Origin of the sequence: Cyclobacterium salsum (assembly GCF_010119245.1) — a bacterium.
Taxonomy (GTDB): domain Bacteria; phylum Bacteroidota; class Bacteroidia; order Cytophagales; family Cyclobacteriaceae; genus Cyclobacterium; species Cyclobacterium salsum.
Genome location: NZ_WNKG01000006.1, coordinates 172,031 through 193,397, shown reverse-complemented (window position 1 = coordinate 193,397; position 21,367 = coordinate 172,031). Strand labels below are relative to the sequence as shown.

Below are 21,367 nucleotides of genomic sequence, written 5' to 3'. Positions count from 1 at the left end.
ATCGAAGGGATATTGTTAGCACATGCCGGCCGGAATGATGGTAGAAAAAATTCTGTAAAAAATAGGGTATGCACTTAAAAATATGGTTTGTCGCTATAAAACCACCTCGCTCAACAAAATAAACGAAATGAGAAAGCGCTACCCCATTTTATTTTTCCTTGCTGAATTCCTTAACTGTTTGAATAAACAATCGGACCTTGTCCGGTGAGGTATCCGGATAGACACCATGCCCCAGATTAGCAATGTGCCTGCTTCCTTTAAATTGGGTCAACATGTCCTGGGTTTTGGCTACCAATACATCGTCCGGAGCATACAGGACGGCAGGGTCCAGGTTGCCTTGCAGCGTTTTTTCTTTCTTAAAAATAGCCCTTACCTCCCCTATTTCCATGTTCCAATCCAGTCCTACCGTCTCGCATCGAGTAGGTAAAAAGTCTTTTAAGGAAAAGTAGGCCCCTTTTGCAAAAACCGTAACAGGCACCTCAGTGACCGCTTCACAAATTTTATTAATGTAGGGTAATGAAAATTCCCTGTATTGGTCGGGAGGCAAGATACCCGCCCAACTATCAAAAACCTGAACCAGGTTAACTCCGGCTTCCACCTGAGCTTTTAAGTATTTAATGGTGGTTTTGGTAATCAAATCCAATAGCTGATGAGCAAGGCTTGGATTTTGGTACAACATGGCTCGGGCCTTTGAAAAGGTTTTAGACCCGGATCCCTCTACCATATAAGCGAAAAGAGTCCAGGGAGCTCCCGCAAAACCAATTAAAGGAACCCTGCCATTAAGGCCCTTCTTGCTAATCTTAATGGCTTCCAGTACATAATGAAGATGCGTCTTCGGGTCGGCCACCCTGAGCTTTTTTAAATCAGCCGCACTGCCGATGGTTTTGGGAAACCAGGGACCCTTTTTTTCTACCATTTCATAGGGAAGCCCCATCGCCTCCGGCACCACCAAAATATCTGAAAATATAATGGCCGCATCTACTCCAAGTAGGTCCACGGGTTGAATGGTAACTTCAGCAGCCAACTCCGGAGTCTGTGCGAGCTCCACAAATCCACTCACACTGGCTCTTACCGCCCTGTATTCCGGCAGGATCCTGCCCGCTTGCCTCATCAACCACACCGGAGTTCGTTCTACTGCTTCTCCCTTTATAACACGTAAAAGTAGGTCATTCTTAATTTGCATGCAGCAAATATAACCCAAGTTAACCCAAAAAAGAAAACCACCTAAAAATGAAAAAGCTTCCCGATCTATTCGGGAAGCTTTTTCACTGGATCACTGCCATGCGGTACACCTACTTGAGATCCAAAGGTAGGATGTCATTTTCGTCTTTTCCTATCAACTCCATCACGGCATCAAAATCGCTAAAATCCACCCGGGCATTTTCCTCCACAAAAAAACCAGGGAGCAGTACTATTCTAATCCGTTGATTATCCGTCCATTCAGCTTCCAATTCAGTAAGCTCAAAATTGGCCTGCATAAATACATTGAAAAATGTATTGGTGTATTGGTAATTGTATGTCAATGTAGCACCTTCTCCAAAAAAAACCGTTTGTGGCAATAAACGCCACAAGGAATTTTCCTCTACCTGAGCCCATTCAATGAAAATCAACAAGTTATCCCCGGGGGATATTTCCAATTGCGATCCAATGGCAAAATCATTTTCCTCTGAAAAAGTGACTTGCCCCTCGAATACCAGGTTTAATACTTCAATCCCATCTTCTCCATCTTCCCCGTCCACACCGTCAAGACCCGGAGGGCCCTGGGGTCCTTCGGGCCCCTCACATGCAGGCAATGAAACCATCGCCACCATCATTACTACTAAGTATAAAATCTTTTTCATAAAACTTGATTTACCAGATACGTTATATATTGCTTTAAATGAAAGATAAAGGGTAATTTTTGTATATCCAATACCAACTAAAAAAAAGGCAGCCTACCTTTCCTGCAGACTACCTTTTGTTTAACCTGTTTAAAGACAGAAAGTTTAATTCAAATCGATTCTTGGAATAGCTTCTTCATCCACTTTCAGCATATCAAGAACGCCATAATGGTCCGAAAAATCCAGCCTCAGATCAATCCTGTCTGCCGGAACGATTAACACCCTGAATACCTGATCGTCAGTAAAAGCGGCTTCCAATGAGTTTAAATCAAAATCGCCTGACATATAAATCGAATAATCATAAAAGGTGAAATCATAATCATACGTAAAGATTCCGTTTTCATGAAACACCACCTGAGGAATGAGCTTCCAAATGTCATTTCCATCCTGATCTAAATCCGCCAGCCGATAAATCAGCACCTTGTCGGACTCTAAAATATCAAATCCGTATTCTCCTCTCAATCCAAAATTCCCATCCTGAGTAAAACTACCGGCGATTTCGAACACTTCACCGACGATAGTAACTCCATCCAATCCGTCCTGGCCTGGAGGTCCCTCCGGGCCGATTGGCCCTTCACAGCTCCAAAGCAGGGCGGCCGTTGTAATCAATAGTAATTTTCGGGTGATTGTTGAATGATTGCTTCTTTCCATAGTTTCTTCTGGTAAATGATTAAAACAAAAATACCTATCTCTAAAATCGTACCATAATAACCATTTTGCAGCATCCTGGCAATTTTAAAAAACGACCGGCTTTCATTTTCAACTATTTATTCGGCTGAGTGGTAATCAATAGCCACTTCCTATAAATGCCTAAAACATTTTAGTTACGGAGAGGTGCCCAGACTTGTACCCGATCCCTGTCAATAATGATATCAATAAAAACCCCCTCAAGGTTATGTCCGTTGGCACTGGCAAAATCGATTATTCGTCGCTTGGTTTTCTCTGGAGATGGCATTACCCATTGATGCATATCCAGGCTCGCCTTGACTGCTTCTTTGCATTCCACTCTTTTTTGAATCCATTCATCCGGCACTTCTTCTCTTGCTTCAATTCCCACAAAAACATGTAAGGTATCCCGCTTGCCAGCTGGCTCTACAAAATAGATGGTATGAAGGGGGGACTCTTCCCTAAACTGCTCTACTTCCTGAAATACCCGTCCCAGTTGCTCATCTCCGGGAACGCCCCGGAATTCCAGACCTGAGAGAAGGATGGGTTCACAAGAAACCAATGCTAATTTTGTCGTTTTCCCTCCTCCCAAATAAAGGTAACCACCCCCAGCCAGGAGCAAAGAAAACAGCATTAAAAGAAATAGTTTACCCCTCTTACTCATATCCCGAATACATAGCGGACACCGATGGCTCCCTGGACTTTAAGGTGACCAAACCGGTCTAGTAGTTCCATAAATAATCCTAGTTCAGCAAAAACCCCCAGGGGAAGGGTTTCAAAATAATAAGAAGATCCAATAAATCCTTCCGGACCAAAATCCACGTTGGACCTGGACTCCCTGAAATCCGCAGCACCTTCTCCTGCATTCGGAGTGTGATAAAAATAGGTAACCGAAACGCGCCTAAGCTGTGCGCCAGCCCCAAAGTATCCCATCAAGTTTCCTTCTGCAATGTCAAATTCAGCATTTAACGATTTCTCATGGGACATCCTCACCTGGGCTGAAAACGCTCCCGAAACTTGTTGACCATCATACAGCGCTGAACTTACCGGCCGGTTGTTTTCAAAGGACCTTCGGTAATACTGCATCGTATTTGAACTTCCTCGTCCGATAATCAGTTCCGCCGAATAGTTTTGCCGGATTGGCGTTTTAAAAGTAATCCCATAAGGCTCACCCAACCTTAATCCTACTTCATATTCCTGAGCAAATCCTCCGAAACCAAAAAGCATCAACAAAACAACAAACAAGTATTTCATAATTTAATAGCTAATTGTTACTGCACTCCATCTGCCGTTTCAACGATCCAACTTGCCCAAAAGGTACACCTTAATAGCAAACTAATATTTCGGATTATCGATGCCTGGTATCAATCAGGTAATCACCATGGACTTAAGCTGCATCTGGTGAAGTTGTGAATAATACCCGTCCAACTTCAAAAGGTCCTCGTGGCTGCCTTCTTCCTTGATTTCCCCCTTATGCAAGACAATGATTTTATTCGCTTTCTGAATGGTGGAAAGTCGGTGTGCGATAATGATGGAAGTCCTCCCCTTCATCATCTTCTCGATAGCCTGCTGGATAAGTTCTTCTGTCTCGGTATCCACGGATGAGGTTGCCTCGTCCAAAATGATGATCTCCGGGTCGTATACCATGGCCCGGACAAAGGATATTAACTGCCTTTGCCCCACCGATAAGGTTCCTCCTCTCTCTTTCACGTCGTAATCAAGCCCACCAGGGAGCCGCTCAATAAATTTTCGGGCTCCCACCAATTCAGCGGCATGCATCACCTGTTCCCGCGAAATATCGGGATTACCAAGGGTAATGTTTTGCAAAATGGTATCTGAAAAAAGAAATACATCCTGCAAAACCACCCCCACGTGTCTCCTCAAGGTAGAAAGTTCATAAGAAGACACCGGCTCCCCATCAATTTTAATCTTCCCCCTGTTAATATCATAAAACCGACTTATCAGATTGATGATAGACGATTTTCCAGCACCCGTAGCACCCACCAGGGCTACGGTTTCTCCATGCTTCACATCAAAACTAATATCTTTCAAAACCCAATCCTCCCCCTCATATGCAAACCAGACTTTTTCAAAGGCTATTTTTCCGTTGATCTTCTCTGGAGCATACCCGCCTTCGTTCGGGATTTGTTGGTCGTTTTCAAGAATGGAAAAAATACGGGAAGAACTGACTACTCCCATTTGAAGGGTATTAAACCGATCGGCAATCATTCTAATCGGGCGAAAAAACAATTGCAGGTACATGATGAAGGAAATCAATACGCCAACCTGAATCTGCATATCGAAAACACCCGTGGCACCATACCATACCACCAGCCCAATACCAATGGCCTGGATGATTTCTGCTACTGGGTAATATACGGAATAGTACAAAACGGACTTGAGGTGGGCCCGGCGGTGTTCTTTATTGATGGCTTTGAATTTCTCATATTCCCTTTCCTCCCTGTTAAAGACCTGAATAATATTCATACCGGTTATATGCTCCTGCAGGAAGGAATTCAAGTTCGATACGGCGTTTCTAACATCATTAAAAGAAACTTTCACTTTCTCCTTAAAAACGTAGGTAGATATCGTTAAAAGGGGCAGGGTACATAGGCTGACTAAAGTAAGTTGCCAATCCACATAGAACATCACCGCCAGAATGGATACCAGCTGCAGCAAATCGCCGATGATCTCTGCCAACCCCTGGCTAAAGACATCAGAAAGCGACTCCACGTCGGAAATATTCCGCGTTACCAGGCGACCGATTGGGGTCTGGTCAAAATATTTCAACCGCATTTTCAGCAAATGGCGGTAAAGCTTGGTGCGGATATCACGGATAATTACCTGTCCCAACCATCCCGACAAATAGGTGTGACCAAACTGAACCAACGCATGTAACACCAGAAGGCCTACCAAATAATACATCATGGTCAACAGCCCTTCTGCATCCCCCAATGCCACGTAATCATCCACCGCTATCTGAATAAGCAAAGGCCGGGAAGGAGCCAAAACAGCCAATAAGAGGGTCAAAAAGACCAAAAAATAAAACCGTTGTTTGTAAGGGGTGACAAATTGATAGAGCTTTTTCAACACCTTGGTGTCGATAATGTCCCCACTTTTTACATTTTCTTTTTCCAGTCCCAATTGGTCAACGATTTACTTAAAAATTTTTTCCGGATACCTGACTTCACTTAAATACAGGCCACAGGCGGGTGCCGCAACGCCAGCTTGATGCCTGTCCTTGCTTTCGATTATGTCCGAAAGATCTGAAACAGGCAGCTGATTTCTACCAATCTTAACCAAGGTACCCACTATGGCCCTTACCATCCCCCTCAAAAACCGGTTCGCCTGTATATGAAATACCAATCCATGCCCGGTTTGTTCCCAACTGGCATTAATTATTTCACAGTTAAAATTTTTCACATTGGTTTTTATCCTACTAAAACACTGAAAATCTTTATATTTCAGCAATACCTTTGTGGCCTCCTGCATAGAATTCAGCTCCAAATCATAATAACAATGCCAGGCCCTGCCCAATAGGAATGGATCTTTCCGGAAGGCAATATGGTAGGCATAGCTTCTCCATTGGGCATCAAACCGGGCATGGGCCTTTTCCTGCACAGGCAGCAAGTCAAAAATGGCAATGTCCCGGGGCAACACTCCGTTTATTCTTTTCAGAAAATCCATTTTCGATAGTTCAATGTCCAAATCAAAATGGGCAAATTGCTGGTAAGCATGTACTCCTGTATCGGTTCTACCACTACCCATGATTGGTACGGGAATTCGAAACAAAGTAGCTAAAGCCTGCTGAATGCATTCCTGGACAGATGGGGCATTTTTTTGCATTTGCCATCCATGATAGGCAGAACCATCGTAGGCAATTTCAATAAAATACCGATACCTGTTGCTCATTTCAATTGCAAAGATAAAAATATACCCCTATTTCAAAGCGGAATTGGGGTATTCCTTGCGAAAAATCAAATAACCCATTTTCTTTGTCAAAACATTAAAAAATGATCCAACGAATTCAAACCCTTTTCCTTCTGCTGGTGGCCATCGCCATGATTGCTGCGACCCTAACTCCCATTTGGCTACAAGTCAGTCCCATGCAAAACCAGACCATGGAAATGACCGCCTGGCAAACCTCCATCCTGGAATTGCCCCAGGAAAATATCAGTTCGCAGGAAAGCAATATTTATATCGGCATTTTGTGCCTTTTAGCGGCCGCATTGGCAATCTATAGCCTGCTCCAGTATAGGAATCGGAAAAAACAACTGATGCTGAACATGATCAATGCGTTGCTGATGGGGCTAACCCTGGGCCTGACCGTCTTCACCAGCTATAAAGCCAATGAATCCTTTAACCCCACTGTCAGCGGTGCCTTTGTCTTGGGATTTTACTGCATCATCTTCGCTTTAATTATGAATCTGATTGCCAATCGCTTTATCCGAAAAGACGAAATGCTGATCAGATCCGTAGACAGGATTCGCTAAGGGATTCCCCTGCAACGCCTGCCTTCGGCTTCACTAAAACCAAACCGTAACTACGAATGAAAACAGAAACCATTGCCATCCACGGTGGAAACGCAGTCACGGATTCCCTGAAGCCAGTCATCCAACCCATTACACTTTCCTCCACATTCGAACATCAGGAGGAATCCATGCTTTATGGCAGGCTGGAAAACCCCAACCGAAAATCCCTGGAACGCGTTATGGCCGCACTCGAAAAAGGCCTGGATGCCGCTGCTTTCGCTTCCGGTAACGCTGCTGCCAACGCTGTTTTTCAAGCCTTACCGGCCGGGTCTCACATCATCGCCCCCGACGATATGTATCATGGTTTAAAATCCCTGCTAGAGACCGTTTACAAGGACAAACTTAAAATTGACTTTATAAACCTTACCGAGCCAGCACTGGTAGAAAAGGCCATTACTGCCGACACCCGCCTTCTATGGATCGAAAGCCCTTCAAATCCTTTGTTGAAAATTTCGGACATCAATCGCCTTTCCGCTATTGCCCATGCCAAGGGGCTTTCGGTGGTAGTAGACAACACCTTTGCCAGCCCGATTTTCCAACAACCCTTGCTGGAAGGAGCCGATATGGTCATGCATAGCAACACGAAATACATCGGTGGCCATAGTGATATTATAGGAGGGATCTTAATTACGGGAGAAATAAATGACTTCTGGAAAGGGATCAAAACCGTTCAAAAACTTGCAGGAGCAGTACCTTCTCCGTTTGACACCTACTTTCTCACGCGAAGTATCAAAACCTTACCCTATCGCATGCAGGCTCATGCGGCAAATGCCGGAACGATTGCCGGGTTTCTAGCCCAACATCCATCTGTCGAAACGGTATATTATCCCGGGCTGGAAACGCACAACGGACATGCAGTAGCACGGTCTCAGATGAAGGGGTTTGGGGGGATGTTATCGTTTGTAATCAAAGGCAATGCCAGGGCTGCAGATCGATTTATTGAAGAGCTACGCTATTTTACCAATGCTACTAGCCTTGGCGGCGTGGAAAGCCTTATCGAAAGGCGATCCAGGATTCAAGGAGTAAGCGAGGGGATTCCCGAGCAACTCATCCGGATGTCGGTAGGGTTGGAAAATGTGAATGATTTGTTGGAAGACCTGGAAAAAGGCCTGCAAATTTTACAATAGCGACTATTGATTCATTTTTATCAATTCCTGGGTTGATTTTGCCTCATCCCGGTCCTGTTTTGCCGTTCCGTTCTCTTTTGGGGACGTGCTTTTTTTGAATTTTGAAAGCGTTACTTCCATATCCGCACCAGCCTCAATTTCTATTTTTTCGGAGTAAACCACTCCTTTCATTTTTGCCTCTGCAGAGAATCGGGCCAGCCCTTCGATATGCAAATCGCCAAGTACTTCACCCATGACGCAAATCTCGGAACCATGGATGTCTCCCAGCACTTTTCCTGAAACACCTACGATCACTTTCTTTTTAGTAATTACGTTTCCGGTAATATCCCCTTCAATCCGGATATCACTGGTTGCCTCAATATTCCCCTTTATATTCAAACCAGGGGCAAATACTGATGTTGAGCTAGCCATTTCCATTTCTTCCTGAATTTTTCGTTCCTTGGTCCACATAAAATCAACTACTATTAATTCCGCTATAATCTTTTTTTAAGGAGGAGATCGTTAAGATGCAAAAGTTCAGATTACCAAACAAATATACGGAAATGACATGCGAAATTCCTAACGGCCAGGCCGAAATGAAACGACAGGTAGCTTATCCAGCCCACCCATCCCGGTCCAGGCTTCGGTACTGGATTGCTTCGGCCAGGTGCTCAACCTTGATGTCATCGGTACCCGCCAGGTCGGCTATGGTTCTCGAAACTTTCAGAATACGATCATACGCCCTTGCGGACAAGCCCAGCCGCTCCATAGCTGTCTTCAATAAGGTCTTTCCGGCTTGATTTATTTTACAAACCTCCTTTACTGTATGGGAAGGCATCATGGCATTGCAGAAAACCTCAGGACTGTCGGTAAATCGGTTAAGTTGCCGTTCTCTAGCCAGCGAAACCCGCTGTCGGATCGACTTACTCGCCTCTGACTTCCCATCAGAAGTCATCTCCTCAAAGTTAACCGGTGTCACTTCCACGTGAAGGTCTATGCGGTCCAGCAAAGGACCACTCACCCGGTTAAGGTATTTTTGAACCACTCCTGGTCCACACACACATTCTTTGTCCGGATGATTATAATACCCACAGGGGCACGGATTCATACTGGCTACCAGCATAAAATTAGCAGGGAAATCAACCGAAATTTTAGCACGTGAAATGGTCACCCTTCGTTCCTCCAATGGCTGCCGCATTACTTCCAGTACTGTACGTTTAAATTCCGGCAATTCATCCAAAAACAAAACGCCATTATGGGAAAGGGATATTTCTCCTGGTTGGGGGTTTCCCCCTCCTCCCACGAGTGCTACATCGCTTATCGTATGGTGAGGGGAGCGAAAAGGCCGCTGCGCCACCAGGGAAGCTTCCGCACCCAACTTCCCTGCGACGGAATGGATTTTGGTTGTCTCCAGTGCCTCTTGTAAACTTAAGGGAGGCAAAATGGATGGCAATCGTTTCGCTAACATGGTTTTACCGGCACCAGGCGGTCCTATCATGATGACATTGTGCCCGCCCGCAGCCGCTATTTCCATAGCTCTCTTGATATTTTCCTGACCCTGAACGTCGGCAAAGTCAAAGGCATATTCTTCCAAGGAGTTAAAAAATATATTTCGGGTATCGGTTACCAGCGGGGTGATCTCCTGCTTTCCTTCCAGAAAATGAATCGCCTCCTGCAGGGTTTCCACCCCAATGATGTCCAGCTTATTTACAATAGCCGCTTCTTTGGCATTCTCCTTCGGTAATATAAATCCCTTGAAGCCTCGTTTTCTTGCTTCAATGGCGATGGGCAACACCCCTTTTATCGTTCGCAATCTCCCATCCAGGGAAAGCTCTCCCATGATCACGTAGTCCTCCAATGCTGGAAACGCTACCTGTTCGGAAGCTTGTACGATTCCCATGGCAATGGGAAGGTCGTAGGAAGAACCTTCCTTCCGGATATCAGCTGGTGCCAGGTTGATGACCACTTTTTGGCGCGGCATGCGATACCCAAAATACTTCAGGGAGGATTCTACTCGCTGCTGGCTCTCTTTGACGGCACTATCAGGAAGCCCTACCATATAAAAACTGGTGCCCTGGCCTACGTTTACCTCTATGGTGATTAATTTTGCATCTACTCCTGATACTGCACTTCCAAAAGTTTTAGCTACCATATTAAATGTGTGAAATGAAAAAACACAAACTGCCTCATGGTAAAATAGGCCCCACTATTTAAAATTTTCCCTCGGCTTTATAGAAGAAGAATCCTTATCCTCAGGCTGTTCCTCGATTTTCTTATCCATCTGTCCCATTTTTACTCCTCTTTCCAGATCAAAAACCATAGCTTTCAACTCTTTTTTCTCCTGATCCGTTTTTTTAATCTTGCTTTCCAAGCTACTTGAAAGTGCCCAACCTGCGCCCCAGGTAATCAAATAAAGAACCAAACCGGCAAGAAACCAGGAAACCACTTCTCCTGCCTCAGGACTTCCTCCCCACATCCTGTCGTAGGTCAGAAAATAAACCAGGCCAACACCGAAAAACAATGCGGTCAAAAGCTGAAAGATATTATTTACTTTTTTCATAGGAGTTTTTAGGGTTTGTTAACACAATATACTAAACTGACTGCATTTGGGAAAGTTTCTTGTATAATCCATTCATTTCCATTAATTCCTCGTGGCTGCCACGCTCCACGATCTGTCCTCCATCTATCACCAAAATTTCATCGGCATGCTGGATGGTACTCAACCGATGGGCAATAACAAGTGAAGTCCGATTGGCCATTAGTTTTGCCAGTGCTTCCTGGACCAATCGTTCCGATTCGGAATCCAATGCAGAAGTGGCTTCATCCAGGATTAGAATAGCCGGGTTTTTTAAAACAGCCCTGGCAATACTCAGGCGTTGTCGCTGCCCACCAGACAATTTAGTCCCCCTTTCCCCGATATTCGTTTGATAACCCTCCTCCAACTTCATAATAAAATCATGTGCATTGGCAATGGTAGCGGCCTTTTCTACCGTCTCCATAGAGACGCCCTCCATTCCAAAAGCGATGTTTTGGTACACCGAATCATTAAAAAGAATGGATTCCTGGGTAACAATCCCCATATGGTGCCGCAAGTCTGAAATTTTTAGGTATTTGATGTCTTGCCCGTCAATTTTTATTAATCCCTCTGTAGGATCATAAAACCGGGGCAGCAAATCCGCAAGCGTTGACTTTCCACCTCCAGAGGGACCGACCAGCGCAATGGTCTTTCCCTTTTTAAGTTCAAAATTTATCCCCTTCAATACTGGTGTTTCCTGATAGGCAAAACCTACATTCTGAAACACCACGCCCTCCCTAAATTGAGCCAGGGGTAAGGCATCCGGGGCTTCCTGGATTTCTGGTTTTGCATCGACCACATCAAATATCCTTCTTGCTGAGGCTAAACCCCGCTGAATACTGCTGAGTGCCCTCGATATTTCCTTAGCGGGATTTAGCACCTGCGTAAATAAAATAATGTAAGCAATGAACTCACTCGCGCTCAGGCTGGAAGTGTTGGTTAAAACCAAATTACCGCCGTATAAGAGAATCCCCGCCACAACCGTTACTCCCAAAAATTGGCTGATCGGAGAGGCTAGTTCGTATTTTCGGGCCATAGACACGTTCACCCTGGCATAATAATCCGTTTCTGCCTCAAACTTCTGGTGAACAAATTTCCGGGCACCAAAGGCCTTGACCACTCGCATGCCTCCAATGGTTTCGTCCAGAATATTGACGATTCTCCCCAGGGATTCCTGACTCTGCACGGCAGACTTTTTTAATCGTTTGGTCACATAACCAATGATTGCTCCGGAAACCGGAATCAACAGGATGGTAAACAAAGTCAATTGTACGGACATGAAAAATAACACGGCAAAATAAAGAATGACCGTTAAGGGTTCCTTGAATACCACTCTCAGGGACTGGACAATGCTGTTTTCTACTTCCTGAATATCATTGGTCATCTTAGAAATGAGGTCTCCTTTCCTTTCCGTTGAAAAATACCCCAAGTGCATCCTGCTAACCGCAGTGAATATCCGAACGCGCATTCCCTGGATGATATCGGCTCTCACTTTGGCCAAAACCACTCCTGACAGGTAAGCAAAAAGGTTGCTCAGAAATACTGATACGACGATTATTACACAAACATATACCAGGGTGCCGAATTTGCCATAAGCGTTAGCTATCTCCAGAAAAAAATGGTTGAAAAGGTGCATGAAATACTGAATGGAAAAGGAAAATTCCGGCCTTTCACTATACGCCTGTAACGCTTCCGGCCCCACTTGCTCAAAAATAACATCAAAAAGAGGCTTGAGCAGGGTGAAATTCAGCAGCCCGAACACAATGGCCAGCAACGCATACGCCACATATTGAGGGAAATACCGCCTGTAAGGTCGGGCATAGGCAAGTATACGCAGATAAGTTTCCATAAAAGCTTGTTTCAATAAAGGGCGCAATTTACAATTTTTTACCGGGTATAGGACCTACGGTATCTTCTACGCTTCCTAAAAATGTGGATCAAACCGGCTCCTATTCCATCGCAGAGCCAACTGGGAAAATACCGCATCTGAAGCACGTAACGCTGCCCCTGAATCCTGGCGCAAGGTTTGAGACAAATCCAGAAACAAATTGTGACGAAGCATGTAGGAAGCCCTAATGGTATACATGCGGGTATGCGTTTTTTCTCCCTGCCCAATGACATTTCCAAACAGAGAGGTACTATTGTCAAGTCTACTTTTTAAAATATCCCCCCCGTAATTATCCACAGGTGCCGGATCCTTGCCTTGCATTTGGAAGAGAAAAGTTCCGTTTAAACTGAGTCTAGGCAAGGGCCGGTACCTACCCAGTAGGATCAACTCCCTGAAATTGGCTCCCCGTGGATGGGTAAGGGGTATCCGGTAGTTGGTATACGACTGGTAATCAAACTTTTCCTGAAACGTATACGGTCTGGCCTGATTGTACTCCAGCTGCACATCCAGGTTATCAATGCCCGCTACCGATACGTAGTTTAACCCAAGTTGGAATCCATGCTTGTTTCGGCTGGAGCCTTTACCTGAGATGCCAAAAAACTCATTGAAAACAAACTCGTCCAGCACAAATTGCCCATAGAGCTGCCATCCGTTACCCGGATGCCATTTGAAATCCGTGCCGACCATGACCTTATCCGGGGTACCTAACTGATGCTCCACCCAGCGGTAAAAAATCAAGGGATTGAGGTAATTCCAATCCATCTGGTTGGCCATTACCGACTCGAATATACCCAAATTAAATCTCTGACCCAGATTAACTCCCAACCGGTGAAAGGAAAACCATTTTTGGGGGTACCTGCCGTCTGTAGGGAAACCACCGGCGGTTAGGATATCTGCTGTAAGCTGGCCCCAGAGATTAGTGAAATTTACAGGCCCTATTTGAGTATTCAACTTTAAAAACACAAAGGGATTTGAAAAATCTGAAAGCACAAATGACCGGAACCCCTGTCCTATAAAATGGCTGTCATGCCCAAAATGAACCTGAATATGCCGGGTGGCATTGAAATTAAGCTGACCCCGCGCCGAAAAAAAGCTATAGCCATTATCCCCGTACCGTTTCCAAAATCCCTGTTCCGGTATCGCCCCGTGCTGCTGAACGTATCGCTTGATCCAGGAAGGGAAAACCAAATCAGTGGTCGTAAGCAGGGTCTGAAATCCAATTTTTTTGTCAATACTTCCTCTGAGGGTGACCCCTCTGGTATTGCGGAATCGCAGCTCATCCTCCCCTTGCTCTATTCCCCCCTGAAAAAAGATCACCGGATTGATATGAACATCCCAATCCTCATCTTTGTAGGAATAAAAGTCCGCGGGCCGACGGTAAATTTTCCGCCGCTTATTTTGCGTAGAGGAAGTAAGGGTATCTGAGGAATACTCCCAGCTATCCTCCAGCAGGTAAGAAATGGTAAAGGCATCAACTGAGCTTAGGGATCCGGCGGTATTCTGGTATTTTTGCAAAAAGTCCACCACCTCCTTTCTGCGGAAGGGTTTTACTCCCGTGTGGAATTCTTTAGCAAAAAACCCCTGTTTGATTTCCATGCGTTCGATAAGTTGATAATAATCCCGATCGTAGGGCAGCAAGGGACTCTGCGCCTGAGTGGCTGGCAATTGAAAAAATGCGAGGAAAAAACTAAAAAAAAGTACTCTCATAAACGTAATCGTTTGGTTTACTACCTGCTTTCGATGGACAAAATCCTTCAAATCGAGCTCCCTCACAAGCAACTGATTAGCTGAATGGTTCGGTTTTGGCTTAAAATTAAGGAAGTATTTTATATTTGAAAGAGAATGTTTTGGAGAAAATTATAAAAAGGGGTAAATTTGTGCCTCAATTTGAAGAAGAAAAAAATAACAGGCTATACAATGAAAAAAGAAATTCATCCCAATTACAGAGAAGTAGTATTTCTTGATACTTCCAGCGATCATAAATTCATGACCAAATCCACCATCGAGACCGGTGAAACCATCACCTGGGAAGATGGCAACGATTATCCTTTGGTAAAAGTAGAAGTTAGTTCTGCTTCGCATCCATTCTACACCGGCAAGAAAATGTTGCTGGATACAGCCGGCCGGGTGGAGAAATTCAACAGAAGGTACAAGAAAAAATAATTATTTCAGGATATCGCCTGAGAATAAGTCTATCGGAAGCTTTATTCCGGTAGACTTTTTTATTTTTGTGATATGGATCATATCATGTTGTTTGATGACCCCAGAAGCAGGGGCAACCTTTTGCCTTTCACTTTTACCCGACCGGTGGCGGACCTTCGGATTGGGATTTTAAAAATCAGCGAAAAGTGGCAACACCATTTGCAGGCAAAACAGGTAGGGCACTTCACCCAGGATTATTTGCAAACTAAATTCCCTGCTTTGACGGTTCCCTCCCTTTACCTAAACGGAGCCGTTTGTCCCGATGAGGATTTGCTGGCCGCCGTGGTTGAACTTAAAAACAACGAATCCCTCTGGCACCAGGACACCCTATTGGCTACTTACCTGGAAAAACCCGAGCAATTTCAGCCGGATCACCTACCAAATAAGAAAAAAGTGCTTTTTGAGAAAGACGTTCGGGTGATCACCCGGAACTGGCATATTTTTCAATTCAATGGCAGTGAAATTCAGAAAGATTTTGACTTACTGACTAAAAGGCGGGTTTCCTGGGGAACGGACGATCCTCATACGCATCTCTATAACGAGCCCAATATCTTCATTGAAAAAGGAGCAAAGGTCAGGGCATCCGTTCTCAATGCCACCAATGGCCCCATTTATATTGGAAAAAATGCTCACATTATGGAAGGGTGTCTGATCCGGGGGCCTTTCGCCCTAGGTGAGGATGCTACGTTAAGCATGGGAGCCAAAATTCGGGAAAATACGACGGTAGGCCCCAAATGTAAAGTAGGTGGAGAGGTATCCAATGTAGTCTTCATGGGGCATAGCAACAAGGCACACGATGGCTACATGGGCAATAGTGTGGTGGGAGAATGGTGTAATTTCGGTGCCAATACCGTCGTTTCTAACCTGAAAAACAATCACATGCCTGTCAAAGTCTGGGATTACACCAAAGGTGGATTCGCCGACACAGGACTCCAATTTTGTGGGTCCATGATAGCGGACCATGTCAAATTGGGTATTGGCACTACCCTGAACACCGGAACGATCATCGGGGTCGGAGCCAATTTATTTGGGGAGGGATTTCCCAGAAAATTTGTTTCCTCCTTTGCCTGGGGAGGTTCTGCGGGCTTTAGCACATTCAAACTGATGCGGTTTGAAGAGACCGCACAAAAAGCCATGGCCTTTAAAGGAATGGAGTTTAATGAAAGCGAGCGATCCATCCTACAGCGGGTATTTGAACTTACCCGGCCTTACCGCATCTGGGACAAAGAATTTTAACTCAAAAAACCATGCTTTTTTCTTCGATTCCGGGACTTGGAGACACCAAGGCGAAACTCATTAATGCTATTAGAAATGATCACCTGGCCCATGCCTTATTATTTCATGGAAAAGAGGGCAGTGCCAATCTTTCCCTTGCATTGGCACTTGCGACGTATGTCAACTGCAAAGATCCGGGGGAATCCGATGCCTGTGGAAAGTGTCCCTCCTGCCTGAAAATGGAGAAATTGATACACCCGGATGTCAATTTTGCCATTCCTCTTCCCGCTCCCCCCCAAAAAAAAGGGAAGGAAAAGGAGGAAAACGAAGAAAAGAAGGTCGACTTCCTGGCTTCCTGGCGATCCTTTGTTCGTGAAAAAACCTATGGTAATTTTCAGGATTGGAATGCCCATTTGGGAATAAACAAGCCACTGAGTATTTCTAAGAGCACTGCTAAAGAAATTGTAAAAACCCTCTCTTTGAAGTCATTTGAAGGGGGGTATAAAATGATGCTCATTTGGGCTCCTGAAACCATGAATTTATCTTCCGCAAATGCTTTGCTGAAAATTCTTGAGGAACCTCCGGCCAAAACTTTGTTTTTAATGGTCAGTCAACAACATGAAAACCTGCTGACAACCATCCTTTCCCGAACCCAAAAAATTCATGTAAGAAATTTTTCGGATGAGGAAATACAGAATTTCCTGGTAAAATCAAGCTTATCAAACACCGTGGCTGCGCAACAAATTGCTCCGCTGGCAGATGGCAACATGCGCGAGGCACTATTACTCTCCCAAAATGTGGAAGACAAAAATACCCTCCTATTCAGGGATTGGTTACGGGATTGCTATTCGGTGGATATTTCTTCGTTACTACGGTTCTCAGAGCAAGTGAGTGCGTCCGGAAAGGAAGCCCAAAAATCGCTTATTTTGACGGGAGTAAATGTAATCAGAGAATCACTCCTAAACCGCGCCCAGTTACCGGACCTGATGCGAACCAATGATACGGACCGGGAGTTTATTGTGAAATTCAGCAGTACGGTTCTCAATGATGAAAAATTAACTAAAATCTACACCCTATTGAATGAGGCCCATTACCATTTGGAAAGAAATGCCAATTCAAAAATCCTGTTTTTAGACCTGGCATTTTCCCTCGCCAAAATAATCAAGTCTGCTTAAGGTAGAATCCGCTGGGAAAAGTCTGGATTACCTTTGGAAAGGGTTATCTTTGAAGCAATGGAAAAATCAATAATTGGGAGAAAAGAAACGGTCCGGTTACCAGATTGGGAAATCGATAAAATCACTGCCAAGGTAGACACGGGAGCATACAATTGCACGATTTATGCTTCGGCAGTAAAGGAAATTCAGGAGCAGGGGCAAAACCTACTTGAGTTTATATTGCTAGCTCCTGCTGACCCAGGCTACACGGGAAAAACGATTCATACCTCCAAATACAAAGTCAAGAAAGTAAAAAACTCCTTCGGTCAAATGGAAAAGCGGTATCTGGTCCTGACCACCCTTTCCTTGGGAGCCCGAACTTTTTCGGCGGCTTTCACCTTGTCTGACCGGTCTAAAATGAAACATGCGGTATTACTCGGTAGAAAAATACTGAAAGGCAGGTTTTTGGTCGATGTGGAAAAAACATTTTTGGCCGGAGCACCCATTACTAAAGAAAAACAAACATGAAAATAGCAGTACTATCCCGAAACACCCAGTTGTATTCCACCAAAAGGCTGGTCCAGGCCATTCGGGAAGCAGGGCATGAAGCCGTGGTAATCGATCACTCCGCTTGTGACCTGATTATTGAGCAAAATGGGCCCTACATCCTGTACAAAGGTGAAAAGCTTTCCGGAATCGATGCCATCATTCCCCGTATAGGGGCATCCGTCACTTTCTACGGAACAGCTGTGGTCCGGCAGTTTGAATTAATGGGTGTGTTTTCAGCCGTAGAGTCCCAGGCCATTGTACGGAGCCGGGATAAGTTAAGATCCCTGCAGATACTTTCCCGTGAAGGTTTGGGAATGCCCAAAACAGCCTTCACTAATTTTTCCAAGGGGGGCGAAAAACAACTGGTGGAAATGGTGGGCGGTGCGCCCCTTATCATCAAGCTGCTGGAAGGAACCCAGGGCTTGGGAGTGGTTCTGGCCGAGACCAAAAAGGCGGGACAATCTGTCATTGAAGCCTTTCATGGACTTAAGGCCCGGATTATTGTGCAGGAATTCATCAAAGAAGCCAAAGGGGCGGATATACGTGCATTTATAGTGAATAACCGGGTAGTAGGTGCCATGAAACGTCAGGGAGCAGAAGGAGAATTCCGGTCCAACCTGCATCGGGGAGGAAAAGCAGAAGTCATTCGCCTCAGCAAAGCAGAAAGAACCGCCGCATTGAACGCCGCCAAAGCCCTGGGCCTATCCGTGGCCGGTGTGGACATGCTCCAATCAGACAGGGGGCCGTTAATATTGGAAGTCAACAGCTCGCCGGGTCTGGAAGGTATTGAAAAAGCAACTGGTATCGATATCGCGGGAAAAATTATTTCCTTTATCGAAACCTCCGTGGAGAAAAATTCCAGTAAACGAAAAACCGATCGATAATGAAACCCATTCGAATAGGAACGAGGGGTAGCAAGCTGGCCCTTTTTCAAGCACACCATGTGGCTGATTTACTCCGTCAAAAGGGCCTTGCAACAGAAATTGTTATCATTGAAACCAAAGGAGATCAGGTCCTGGACGTGGCCATTTCCAAGATAGGCAGCAAAGGGGTCTTTACCGAAGAACTGGAAAATCAGCTGGCAGAAAACAAAATCGACATCGCGGTCCATAGTGCCAAAGACCTGCCTTCCCGCCTACCGGAAGGGTTTGATATCATCGCTTTCACGGAGAGAGAAAAGGCGAACGACGTGATTATCAGCCACAAAGAATTGCCCGATCTGGACAGCAAAGAACCATTACTGTTAGGCACCTCCTCTACGCGAAGAATCGCCACGCTCCGGTATTACTATCCCCATGTGCGCACCACAGATATACGGGGAAATTTACAAACCCGGATAGCCAAAATGGAGAATGGTGTCTGCGACGGTCTGTTATTGGCCTACGCTGGCGTGCACCGCATGGGGTATGATGCACTTATCCGGTCTGACCTGTCCTTGGATCAATTTATTCCCGCGGTAGGACAAGGATGTATAGGAGTGGAGGCACATCAAAGCCTGGCTCCCCAAACAAAAACGGCCATTCATGAAGCGGTAAATCATACCGCTACCGCCTTTTGCCTACAGGCCGAAAGGAGCTTTTTGCGGGTATTGGAAGGAGGCTGCAGCATTCCCGCCTTTGCCCTGGCGGTCTGGGAAGGATCCACCCTGCATATAAAAGGTGGACTATTACAGCTTGAAGGAAAAGTAAGACTTTACGACTCGTTTCAAGGAAGCGAAAAGGAAGCCGCCTCGATGGGGATTCAATTGGCCGAAAGCATTTTGGCAAAAGGTGGCGATAAATTGTTAAAAGAAATCAAACAGCAACTCCATGAATAAATCCCTATTCATTTTGGCTTATAGCTTGCTTCTGGCTAGTTCCTGTGCGAGTGAAAAGGACTACCTGGTGACCATATCCACCGAATATGGAACCATGTACGCGATCCTTTACGATGAAACACCCGCTCATAAGGAAAATTTCCTTGATCTAGCTCGTTCGGGAAGGTACGATTCCACTCAATTTCATCGGGTAATCAGTGATTTTATGATTCAGGGGGGGGACGTATTCACAGAGGAGGGATTGCCTCCGGATGATTGGTATACCCTACCGGCGGAATTCAACCCTTCACTCATCCATGAAAAAGGGAGTATTGCGGCTGCCCGGCAAGGAGACCGCATGAACCGGGAAAAAAGGTCCAGCGGTTGTCAATTTTACCTGGTGGATGGAAAGGTTTACAGCGAAGAGGAACTGACCACCGACATGCCCAAACTTCAGAAGGCATTCACTCAGTATTTGCAGCTTGATAGTAACGTGGAATTGCGTGAGACCTACCGTCGATTATACCAAAATCAGGAAATTGACAGTTTAAATGCGCTAATGCTTTCAAAAAAAGTAGTGCTGGAACAGTTTTTTAATGTAAATTTGGAGTTAGACAAAAGGAAAAATCAGATAGAAGCTTACACTACCGTTGGTGGCACTCCTCATCTGGATGACGGCTACACGGTCTTTGGGAAAGTAATCAAAGGGCTGGATATAATGGAAAAAATTTCCGGGCAAGAAACAGGTCCCAATGACAAACCGATTACTCCTGTATATATGGATGTGAACGTTGAAATGGTTTCGAAGAAAAAAATTACCAGAGAATATGGATATAAATATCCTGAAGAGTGAAAAACCAAAGGTATTAATCACCGGAGCAAACGGATTATTGGGGCAGAAAATTGTCAAAAAAATCCTGATCGACGGGAAATACGATGCTATCGCCACGGGTAGGGGGCCCTGCCGATTACCGGGTGAATGGGAAGGTTACGACTTTGAACAGATGGACATTACCAATAAAAAAGAGGTAATGGAGGTTTTTAAGATTTATGCTCCTCAGTATGTCATTCATGCCGCTTCCATGACGGACGTAGATCGCTGCGAGGTAAATCGCCACAGTTGTTTTGAACAAAATGTGACGGGCACCCAACATATTATTGAAGGAAGTGAGGCCTGTAAATCCCATTTGATATTTCTTTCTACGGACTTCATTTTTGATGGTAAAAACGGGCCTTATAACGAAGAAGACCAACCGAACCCTCTAAATTACTACGGAAAGACCAAGCTGGAAACTGAAAAACTGGTCCAAAACTATCCTTACAAATGGTCCATTGTCCGGACCAATCTGGTGTATGGCACGGCGCACGACATGAGCCGGTCCAATATTATTTTATGGGTAAAGAAAGGACTTGAACAACATAAAGTATTAGAATTAGTGGACGATCAATTCAGAACGCCTACGCTGGCGGAAGATCTCGCCGAAGGATGCCTGCTAATGGCTGATAAAGGTGCCACAGGTATTTTTAACATATCCGGAGAAGAATTGCTTACCCCCTACGACATGGCGCTGATGACAGCGATGTTTTTTGGTTTGGATCGGGAGGGAATACAAAAAACAGACTCCTCCCATTTCGGACAGGTGGCAGCCAGACCGCTTCGTACCGGTCTGATCATTACCAAAGCGAAAGAAATTCTGGGATTTCAACCCAAAAGTTTTGAAGATGGAATTGGTATTCTGGCAAAACAAATTAAATTAGCCGATTACAAAACCTGATATTCTTTTTCTTTGAACACCTAACACACT

The 21,367-nt window shown here is 45.0% G+C and carries 22 protein-coding genes; 10 read left to right on the top strand and 12 right to left on the bottom strand.

Going from position 1 to position 21,367, the window contains the following annotated elements:
- Positions 1-148: 148 nt before the first annotated feature.
- The 7 genes from hemE to truA form a co-directional block, all read right to left on the bottom strand.
- Positions 149-1,183, bottom strand: coding sequence for a uroporphyrinogen decarboxylase (gene hemE / locus GJS45_RS12150; RefSeq protein WP_162342114.1), 1,035 nt, complete (start codon positions 1,181-1,183; stop codon positions 149-151).
- A 109-nt stretch (positions 1,184-1,292) separates the two neighbouring features.
- Entirely contained in the window at positions 1,293-1,841 is a 549-nt protein-coding gene (locus GJS45_RS12145) for a hypothetical protein (protein ID WP_162342113.1), read from the bottom strand.
- Positions 1,842-1,985: 144 nt separating this feature from the next.
- Positions 1,986-2,531, bottom strand: coding sequence for a hypothetical protein (locus tag GJS45_RS12140; RefSeq protein ID WP_162342112.1), 546 nt, complete (start codon positions 2,529-2,531; stop codon positions 1,986-1,988).
- Positions 2,532-2,700: 169 nt separating this feature from the next.
- Positions 2,701-3,180, bottom strand: a complete 480-nt coding sequence (locus GJS45_RS12135) for a hypothetical protein (protein WP_162342111.1) — start codon at positions 3,178-3,180, stop codon at positions 2,701-2,703.
- A 26-nt stretch (positions 3,181-3,206) separates the two neighbouring features.
- Positions 3,207-3,800: a hypothetical protein gene (locus GJS45_RS12130; RefSeq protein WP_162342110.1), complete on the bottom strand. Its 594-nt coding sequence runs from the start codon at positions 3,798-3,800 to the stop codon at positions 3,207-3,209.
- Between the two features lie 114 nt (positions 3,801-3,914).
- Positions 3,915-5,690, bottom strand: coding sequence for an ABC transporter ATP-binding protein (locus GJS45_RS12125; RefSeq protein WP_162342109.1), 1,776 nt, complete (start codon positions 5,688-5,690; stop codon positions 3,915-3,917).
- 12 nt (positions 5,691-5,702) lie between these two features.
- A complete protein-coding gene (gene truA, locus GJS45_RS12120; RefSeq protein WP_162342108.1) occupies positions 5,703-6,458 on the bottom strand; it encodes a tRNA pseudouridine(38-40) synthase TruA in 756 nt (251 codons plus the stop codon).
- A 101-nt stretch (positions 6,459-6,559) separates the two neighbouring features.
- Between truA and GJS45_RS12115 the strand changes: the two genes are divergently transcribed.
- Both GJS45_RS12115 and GJS45_RS12110 read left to right on the top strand, forming a co-directional pair.
- The gene (locus GJS45_RS12115) at positions 6,560-7,039 is read left to right on the top strand and encodes a DUF4293 domain-containing protein (RefSeq protein WP_162342107.1); all 480 of its coding nucleotides are present in this window, start codon (positions 6,560-6,562) and stop codon (positions 7,037-7,039) included.
- Between the two features lie 56 nt (positions 7,040-7,095).
- Positions 7,096-8,205, top strand: a complete 1,110-nt coding sequence (locus tag GJS45_RS12110; RefSeq protein WP_162342106.1) for a trans-sulfuration enzyme family protein — start codon at positions 7,096-7,098, stop codon at positions 8,203-8,205.
- A gap of 3 nt (positions 8,206-8,208) precedes the next feature.
- Here GJS45_RS12110 and GJS45_RS12105 read toward each other — a convergent pair whose 3' ends face one another.
- From GJS45_RS12105 to GJS45_RS12085, 5 genes are all read right to left on the bottom strand, one after another.
- Positions 8,209-8,655: a bactofilin family protein gene (locus GJS45_RS12105; protein ID WP_162342105.1), complete on the bottom strand. Its 447-nt coding sequence runs from the start codon at positions 8,653-8,655 to the stop codon at positions 8,209-8,211.
- Between the two features lie 142 nt (positions 8,656-8,797).
- On the bottom strand, positions 8,798-10,336 hold the full coding sequence (locus tag GJS45_RS12100) for a YifB family Mg chelatase-like AAA ATPase (RefSeq protein ID WP_162342104.1): 1,539 nt from the start codon (positions 10,334-10,336) through the stop codon (positions 8,798-8,800).
- Between the two features lie 54 nt (positions 10,337-10,390).
- Entirely contained in the window at positions 10,391-10,744 is a 354-nt protein-coding gene (locus GJS45_RS12095; RefSeq protein WP_162342103.1) for a hypothetical protein, read from the bottom strand.
- Between the two features lie 31 nt (positions 10,745-10,775).
- Positions 10,776-12,608: an ABC transporter ATP-binding protein gene (locus GJS45_RS12090; RefSeq protein WP_162342102.1), complete on the bottom strand. Its 1,833-nt coding sequence runs from the start codon at positions 12,606-12,608 to the stop codon at positions 10,776-10,778.
- A gap of 75 nt (positions 12,609-12,683) precedes the next feature.
- On the bottom strand, positions 12,684-14,354 hold the full coding sequence (locus tag GJS45_RS12085) for a hypothetical protein (RefSeq protein ID WP_162342101.1): 1,671 nt from the start codon (positions 14,352-14,354) through the stop codon (positions 12,684-12,686).
- Between the two features lie 210 nt (positions 14,355-14,564).
- Here GJS45_RS12085 and GJS45_RS12080 point away from each other — a divergent pair, with 210 nt between their 5' ends.
- The 8 genes from GJS45_RS12080 (at position 14,565) to GJS45_RS12045 (ending at position 21,337) form a co-directional block, all read left to right on the top strand.
- Positions 14,565-14,810, top strand: a complete 246-nt coding sequence (locus tag GJS45_RS12080) for a type B 50S ribosomal protein L31 (RefSeq protein ID WP_162342100.1) — start codon at positions 14,565-14,567, stop codon at positions 14,808-14,810.
- A gap of 72 nt (positions 14,811-14,882) precedes the next feature.
- Positions 14,883-16,085: a putative sugar nucleotidyl transferase gene (locus GJS45_RS12075; RefSeq protein WP_162342099.1), complete on the top strand. Its 1,203-nt coding sequence runs from the start codon at positions 14,883-14,885 to the stop codon at positions 16,083-16,085.
- 11 nt (positions 16,086-16,096) lie between these two features.
- A complete protein-coding gene (locus GJS45_RS12070; protein ID WP_162342098.1) occupies positions 16,097-17,239 on the top strand; it encodes a DNA polymerase III subunit in 1,143 nt (380 codons plus the stop codon).
- A gap of 57 nt (positions 17,240-17,296) precedes the next feature.
- Positions 17,297-17,746 carry an ATP-dependent zinc protease family protein gene (locus GJS45_RS12065; RefSeq protein ID WP_162342097.1) on the top strand — a complete coding sequence of 150 codons (450 nt, stop codon included), beginning with the start codon at positions 17,297-17,299 and terminating at the stop codon, positions 17,744-17,746.
- Positions 17,743-18,651, top strand: coding sequence for a 30S ribosomal protein S6--L-glutamate ligase (gene rimK / locus GJS45_RS12060; RefSeq protein WP_162342096.1), 909 nt, complete (start codon positions 17,743-17,745; stop codon positions 18,649-18,651). The genes GJS45_RS12065 and rimK overlap by 4 nt, the downstream gene beginning before the upstream one ends.
- The gene (gene hemC / locus GJS45_RS12055; protein ID WP_202928075.1) at positions 18,651-19,583 is read left to right on the top strand and encodes a hydroxymethylbilane synthase; all 933 of its coding nucleotides are present in this window, start codon (positions 18,651-18,653) and stop codon (positions 19,581-19,583) included. Before rimK ends, hemC begins: the two co-directional genes overlap by 1 nt.
- Positions 19,576-20,415 carry a peptidylprolyl isomerase gene (locus tag GJS45_RS12050; RefSeq protein ID WP_162342095.1) on the top strand — a complete coding sequence of 280 codons (840 nt, stop codon included), beginning with the start codon at positions 19,576-19,578 and terminating at the stop codon, positions 20,413-20,415. Before hemC ends, GJS45_RS12050 begins: the two co-directional genes overlap by 8 nt.
- Positions 20,390-21,337, top strand: coding sequence for an SDR family oxidoreductase (locus GJS45_RS12045; protein WP_162342094.1), 948 nt, complete (start codon positions 20,390-20,392; stop codon positions 21,335-21,337). Before GJS45_RS12050 ends, GJS45_RS12045 begins: the two co-directional genes overlap by 26 nt.
- Positions 21,338-21,367 lie beyond the last annotated feature (30 nt).

Coding starts and splice junctions, on each gene's coding strand:
- hemE (WP_162342114.1), bottom strand. CDS start 1,183: ATGCAAATTAAGAATGACCTACTTTTACGTGTTATAAAGGGAGAAGCA.
- GJS45_RS12145 (WP_162342113.1), bottom strand. CDS start 1,841: ATGAAAAAGATTTTATACTTAGTAGTAATGATGGTGGCGATGGTTTCA.
- GJS45_RS12140 (WP_162342112.1), bottom strand. CDS start 2,531: ATGGAAAGAAGCAATCATTCAACAATCACCCGAAAATTACTATTGATT.
- GJS45_RS12135 (WP_162342111.1), bottom strand. CDS start 3,180: ATGCTGTTTTCTTTGCTCCTGGCTGGGGGTGGTTACCTTTATTTGGGA.
- GJS45_RS12130 (WP_162342110.1), bottom strand. CDS start 3,800: ATGAAATACTTGTTTGTTGTTTTGTTGATGCTTTTTGGTTTCGGAGGA.
- truA (WP_162342108.1), bottom strand. CDS start 6,458: ATGAGCAACAGGTATCGGTATTTTATTGAAATTGCCTACGATGGTTCT.
- GJS45_RS12115 (WP_162342107.1), top strand. CDS start 6,560: ATGATCCAACGAATTCAAACCCTTTTCCTTCTGCTGGTGGCCATCGCC.
- GJS45_RS12110 (WP_162342106.1), top strand. CDS start 7,096: ATGAAAACAGAAACCATTGCCATCCACGGTGGAAACGCAGTCACGGAT.
- GJS45_RS12105 (WP_162342105.1), bottom strand. CDS start 8,655: ATGTGGACCAAGGAACGAAAAATTCAGGAAGAAATGGAAATGGCTAGC.
- GJS45_RS12100 (WP_162342104.1), bottom strand. CDS start 10,336: ATGGTAGCTAAAACTTTTGGAAGTGCAGTATCAGGAGTAGATGCAAAA.
- GJS45_RS12095 (WP_162342103.1), bottom strand. CDS start 10,744: ATGAAAAAAGTAAATAATATCTTTCAGCTTTTGACCGCATTGTTTTTC.
- GJS45_RS12090 (WP_162342102.1), bottom strand. CDS start 12,608: ATGGAAACTTATCTGCGTATACTTGCCTATGCCCGACCTTACAGGCGG.
- GJS45_RS12085 (WP_162342101.1), bottom strand. CDS start 14,354: ATGAGAGTACTTTTTTTTAGTTTTTTCCTCGCATTTTTTCAATTGCCA.
- GJS45_RS12080 (WP_162342100.1), top strand. CDS start 14,565: ATGAAAAAAGAAATTCATCCCAATTACAGAGAAGTAGTATTTCTTGAT.
- GJS45_RS12075 (WP_162342099.1), top strand. CDS start 14,883: ATGGATCATATCATGTTGTTTGATGACCCCAGAAGCAGGGGCAACCTT.
- GJS45_RS12070 (WP_162342098.1), top strand. CDS start 16,097: ATGCTTTTTTCTTCGATTCCGGGACTTGGAGACACCAAGGCGAAACTC.
- GJS45_RS12065 (WP_162342097.1), top strand. CDS start 17,297: ATGGAAAAATCAATAATTGGGAGAAAAGAAACGGTCCGGTTACCAGAT.
- rimK (WP_162342096.1), top strand. CDS start 17,743: ATGAAAATAGCAGTACTATCCCGAAACACCCAGTTGTATTCCACCAAA.
- hemC (WP_202928075.1), top strand. CDS start 18,651: ATGAAACCCATTCGAATAGGAACGAGGGGTAGCAAGCTGGCCCTTTTT.
- GJS45_RS12050 (WP_162342095.1), top strand. CDS start 19,576: ATGAATAAATCCCTATTCATTTTGGCTTATAGCTTGCTTCTGGCTAGT.
- GJS45_RS12045 (WP_162342094.1), top strand. CDS start 20,390: ATGGATATAAATATCCTGAAGAGTGAAAAACCAAAGGTATTAATCACC.